We start from the raw sequence: 5,066 nt of genomic DNA, 5'->3' as shown, positions 1-5,066 counted from the left end.
CTGCAACTAACTCTTAAATGGTGCACTCGACAGGATTCGAACCTGTGACCGCTCGGTTCGTAGCCGAGTACTCTATCCAGCTGAGCTACGAGTGCATTTGTTGCCGCGCATTATACGCCGTTCAATCTCTATGTAAAGCTATTTTTTCGAGTATTTTCAACAACTTACCGAAAAAACCAGATTGCAACGTACTAAGCAAATAATGGCGGAGAACGGGGGATTCGAACCCCCGACACCCTTTTGAGGTGTACTCCCTTAGCAGGGGAGCGCCTTCGGCCACTCGGCCAGCTCTCCGCAACACGGGGCGTATATTAACCACGTTCCTCCCCGTTTGCAAACATAAAAAACGATAAAAATTAAAGGCTTGGTTCTTCGTCCTTCTCTTTCTTGATCCGCAGGTAGATTTCCTCGCGGTGGACCGCCACCTCTTTCGGAGCATTAACCCCAATACGTACTTGATTGCCTTTGACGCCGAGCACGGTCACGGTGATTTCGCCATCACCGATAATCAGGCTTTCTGCGCAACGACGAGTCAGAATCAGCATACCTTTCACCTCACGCATTTCAGTTCAGGAACAACAGTCTGCAAAAAAAAAAGCATTCAACCTACAACCAAAAGGTCGTAGCCCTACTCGCTAAGTATTGTCGAGCCCATGCAAAAGACCATGTACCCCACAAAAAAATGAAAGGCGCGGTAAACCGCGCCTTCCTGGCAACGCATTACTCGCCCTGTCGGGCCGGAGCATCCAGCTCAAAAGCTGTGTGCAGCGCGCGCACAGCCAGTTCCAGGTACTTCTCTTCGAGCACTACCGAGACTTTGATTTCCGAGGTGGAAATCATCTGGATGTTGATACCCTCCTTGGCAAGGGCCCCGAACATACGGCTGGCAACCCCAGCATGGGAACGCATGCCCACCCCTACAATCGACACCTTGGCAATCTTGGTATCGCCGACCACTTCACGGGCGCCAATCTCGCTCGCCGTGTTCTGCAGGATTTTCAATGCCGCATCGTATTCGTTGCGGTGCACAGTGAAGGTGAAATCGGTGGTGTTATCGTGCGAAACGTTCTGCACGATCATGTCGACTTCAACATTCGCATCGCTGACAGGGCCCAGAATCTTGAAAGCCACGCCCGGGGTGTCTGGCACGCCACGGATCGTCAGCTTGGCTTCATCGCGATTGAAAGCGATGCCGGAAATGATCGGCTGTTCCATGGATTCCTCTTCATCAATAGTAATGAGGGTGCCCGGACCCTCCTTGAAGCTGTGCAATACGCGCAGCGGAACGTTGTACTTGCCGGCGAACTCCACCGCGCGAATCTGCAACACCTTGGAACCAAGGCTGGCCATTTCCAGCATTTCTTCAAAGGTGATCTTGTCCAGGCGCTGGGCCACTGGCACCACGCGTGGATCAGTGGTGTAGACGCCATCCACATCGGTATAGATCTGGCATTCGTCAGCCTTGAGCGCTGCCGCCAGGGCCACACCGGTGGTGTCCGAACCGCCACGACCGAGCGTGGTGATGTTGCCGTGTTCATCCACGCCCTGGAAACCCGCTACAACTACCACGCGCCCTGCTTTCAGATCAGTACGAATTTTCTGATCATCAATTTGCAGGATCCGCGCCTTGGTATGTGCGCTGTCTGTAAGGATGCGCACCTGGCTACCAGTGTAGGACACCGCTGGCACGCCACGCTTGTTCAGCGCCATGGCCAACAGCGCAATGGTCACCTGCTCGCCCGTGGAGACGATCACATCCAGCTCACGCGGCAGCGGCTGTTGATCACCACTGATGGCCTTGGCCAGATCGATCAGGCGATTGGTCTCGCCACTCATGGCCGACAGCACCACTACCAGGTCATCACCGGCATCGCGGAACTTCTTAACCTTGTCGGCGACCTGCTCGATTCTTTCGACAGAACCGACCGAGGTGCCTCCAAATTTCTGTACGATCAAAGCCATTTCCAAGCCGCCTCAGCCCGTAAAGGGGCGCCTAATATCAATCCACCCGCACTGAACAAGCCCGTGACTAGACCACGGGCCGGTTAACAGTGCCTTAAATACCTGCCTCGACAAATGGCACGGTCAAGGCCAGCGCCGCGTCCAGGGCTGCGGCATCGACACCACCGCCTTGCGCCATGTCCGGACGACCACCGCCCTTGCCGCCTACTGTCGCAGCGGCCTGTTTCATCAAATCACCGGCTTTGAGTTGGCCAGTCAGGTCCTTGGTTACACCAGCAACCAGAACGACCTTATCCTCATGGACACTGCCGAGCAGGATCACTGCGCGGCCGAGCTTGTTCTTCAATTGATCGACCAAGGCCAACAGCGCCTTGCCATCCTGGCCGTCCAGGCGCGCCGCCAGGACTTTTACGTCCTTGACGTCCACCGCCGCGGCCGACAGGTCATCGCCTGCAGCGCTGGCCGCCTTGGCCTGCAACTGCTCCAGCTGTTTCTCCAGCGCACGGTTGCGCTCCAGCACGGCGGACAGTTTGTCGATCAGGTTGTCGCGGCTGCCCTTGACCAGGCCGGCCGCTTCCTTGAGTTGTTCTTCGGCTGCATTGAGGTAAGCCAGGGCCGCAGCACCGGTTACCGCTTCGATACGACGCACACCCGAGGCCACACCGCCTTCGCTGATGATCTTCAGCAGGCCGATATCGCCGGTGCGGTTGGCGTGGATGCCACCACACAGCTCTACCGAGAAACTGCCGCCCATGCTCAGTACGCGGACTTCGTCGCCGTACTTCTCGCCAAACAGCGCCATGGCGCCTTTGTTCCTGGCGGTCTCGATATCGGTTTCTTCGGTTTCAACCGGGGTGTTCTTGCGAATCTCGGCGTTGACGATGTCTTCCAGAGCCTTGATCTGCTCAGGCTTGATCGCTTCAAAGTGGCTGAAGTCAAAACGCAGACGCTGGCTGTCCACCAACGAGCCTTTTTGCTGCACGTGCTCGCCCAGTACCTGGCGCAGTGCGGCATGCAGCAAGTGAGTCGCCGAGTGGTTCAACGCCGTGGCATGCCTTACGTCAGCGTCGACCTGGGTGTCTACCGGCGCACCCACGGTCAAGTTGCCCAGCACCAGCACACCGTGATGCAGGAAAGCCCCGCCGGTCTTGGTGGTGTCGCGCACATCAAAACGACCGGATGTCGAGCTCAGGAAACCGCAATCGCCAATCTGGCCACCCGACTCGGCATAGAACGGCGTCTGGTCCAGCACCACAACCGCCTCTTCACCTTCGCTCAACACGTCGACCGACTTGCCGTCTTTATAGATGGCGATGATCTTGGCCGAGCCCGCAGTGGCCTTGTAGCCGGTGAACTCGGTCGGTACGTCGACCTTGACCAGGGTGTTGTAGTCCAGGCCAAAGGAGCTGGCCGAACGTGCACGCACGCGCTGGGCTTCCATCTCACGCTCGAAACCGGCTTCGTCGACGGTCAACTCACGCTCGCGGGCGATGTCGGCGGTCAGGTCCATCGGGAAACCATAGGTGTCGTACAGCTTGAACACCACATCACCCGGCACCACGGTGCCTTTGAGCTCAGCCAGGTCCTGTTCCAGAATCTTCAGGCCGTGCTCCAGGGTCTTGGAGAATTGCTCTTCTTCAGCCTTGAGCACACGCTCGATGTTGCTTTGCTGTTGCTTGAGTTCCGGGAAGGCATCGCCCATCTCGGCAACCAGTGCGGCCACGATCTTGTAGAAGAAGCTGCCGGTAGCGCCCAGCTTGTTACCGTGGCGGCACGCGCGACGGATGATGCGACGCAGCACGTAGCCACGGCCTTCGTTGGACGGCAGCACGCCGTCGGCGATCAGGAAACCGCAGGAACGGATGTGGTCCGACACGACCTTGAGCGAAGACTGGCCTTCATTGGCACAGCCAATGGCCGCCGCCGAAGCGCTCAGCAGGTTGGTGAACAGGTCGATTTCGTAGTTGGAGTGAACGTGCTGCATCACCGCACTGATCCGCTCCAGGCCCATGCCGGTGTCCACCGACGGTGCCGGCAGCGGATGCAACACACCATCGGCGGTGCGGTTGAACTGCATGAACACGTTGTTCCAGATCTCGATGTAACGGTCGCCGTCTTCTTCTGGCGAGCCTGGCGGGCCACCCCAGATATCGTCGCCGTGATCGTAGAAAATCTCGGTGCACGGGCCGCAAGGGCCGGTATCGCCCATGGTCCAGAAGTTATCGGAGGCGTAAGGCGCACCTTTGTTGTCGCCGATACGGATCATGCGTTCGGCAGGTACACCGATTTGCTGGGTCCAGATGTCATACGCTTCATCGTCCGTCGCGTACACGGTGACCCAGAGTTTTTCCTTGGGCAGCTTCAGCACGCCGGTGAGGAAGGTCCAGGCGAACGTGATCGCGTCTTTCTTGAAATAGTCGCCGAAGCTGAAGTTACCCAGCATCTCGAAAAAGGTGTGGTGACGGGCGGTGTAGCCGACGTTTTCCAGGTCGCTGTTCTTGCCGCCGGCGCGTACGCACTTCTGGCTGCTGGTGGCGCGGGTGTAGGCGCGCTTTTCCTGGCCCAGGAAGCAGTCCTTGAACTGGTTCATCCCCGCGTTAGTGAACAGCAGGGTTGGGTCATTGCCTGGGATCAAGGAGCTGGAGGCTACACGGGTGTGACCTTGCTCTTCGAAGAAGCGAAGGAAGGCTTCACGGATTTCTGCGCTTTTCATTAGGTTCTTCCACGGAGGCTGCGGCCAAAGGCCAGTGCGCAACATCATCAGACGGAGCGACGGCAAAGGGCCGCATTATATCGGCCCTTTGCCGGTGGTACAGCGTGTTTATGTGATAGAAACAGTCAATTAGACGGCCTGCACTGTCATTTCTGCGAAAACGCGACGAATGTCTGCAGCACTTGCTCGATCTGCGCCCGGCTCACATCCAGATGGGTGACCATGCGCAAGCGCGGCGCGGCGCTCAACTTGACCCCACGCTCGGCCGCAAAGGCCTTCAGCGCCTGCGCCTGATCGCCTACCTGCACATACACCATATTGGTCTGCACCGGCTCGACGCTGTAGCCGGCCTTGCGTAACTCATCACCCAGCCATTGGGCGTTGGCATGGT

At 57.9% G+C, this 5,066-nt stretch carries 3 protein-coding genes, 2 tRNA genes and 1 pseudogene; all 6 read right to left on the bottom strand.

The genetic code is table 11. The features are described from left to right. Positions 1-18: 18 nt before the first annotated feature. Positions 19-95: transfer RNA gene (locus GIW04_RS27710), tRNA-Arg, on the bottom strand. 108 nt (positions 96-203) lie between these two features. Next, a tRNA-Ser gene (locus tag GIW04_RS27705) sits at positions 204-294 on the bottom strand. A 62-nt stretch (positions 295-356) separates the two neighbouring features. After that, entirely contained in the window at positions 357-545 is a 189-nt protein-coding gene (gene csrA / locus GIW04_RS27700; RefSeq protein WP_003175645.1) for a carbon storage regulator CsrA, read from the bottom strand. A gap of 175 nt (positions 546-720) precedes the next feature. After that, complete coding sequence (locus tag GIW04_RS27695) at positions 721-1,962, bottom strand: aspartate kinase (RefSeq protein WP_003193595.1); 1,242 nt, start codon at positions 1,960-1,962, stop codon at positions 721-723. 94 nt (positions 1,963-2,056) lie between these two features. Further along, the gene (alaS, locus tag GIW04_RS27690; RefSeq protein WP_003193596.1) at positions 2,057-4,675 is read right to left on the bottom strand and encodes an alanine--tRNA ligase; all 2,619 of its coding nucleotides are present in this window, start codon (positions 4,673-4,675) and stop codon (positions 2,057-2,059) included. 146 nt (positions 4,676-4,821) lie between these two features. Further along, positions 4,822-5,066 (bottom strand): annotated as a pseudogene (locus GIW04_RS27685) (low-specificity L-threonine aldolase); the annotation flags it as partial.

Source organism: Pseudomonas sp. PA-4-8C, from assembly GCF_021606625.1.
GTDB lineage: Bacteria > Pseudomonadota > Gammaproteobacteria > Pseudomonadales > Pseudomonadaceae > Aquipseudomonas > Aquipseudomonas lactis.
The sequence above is the reverse complement of the archived record's forward strand: the minus strand, read 5'-3'. Positions and strand labels throughout refer to the sequence as shown.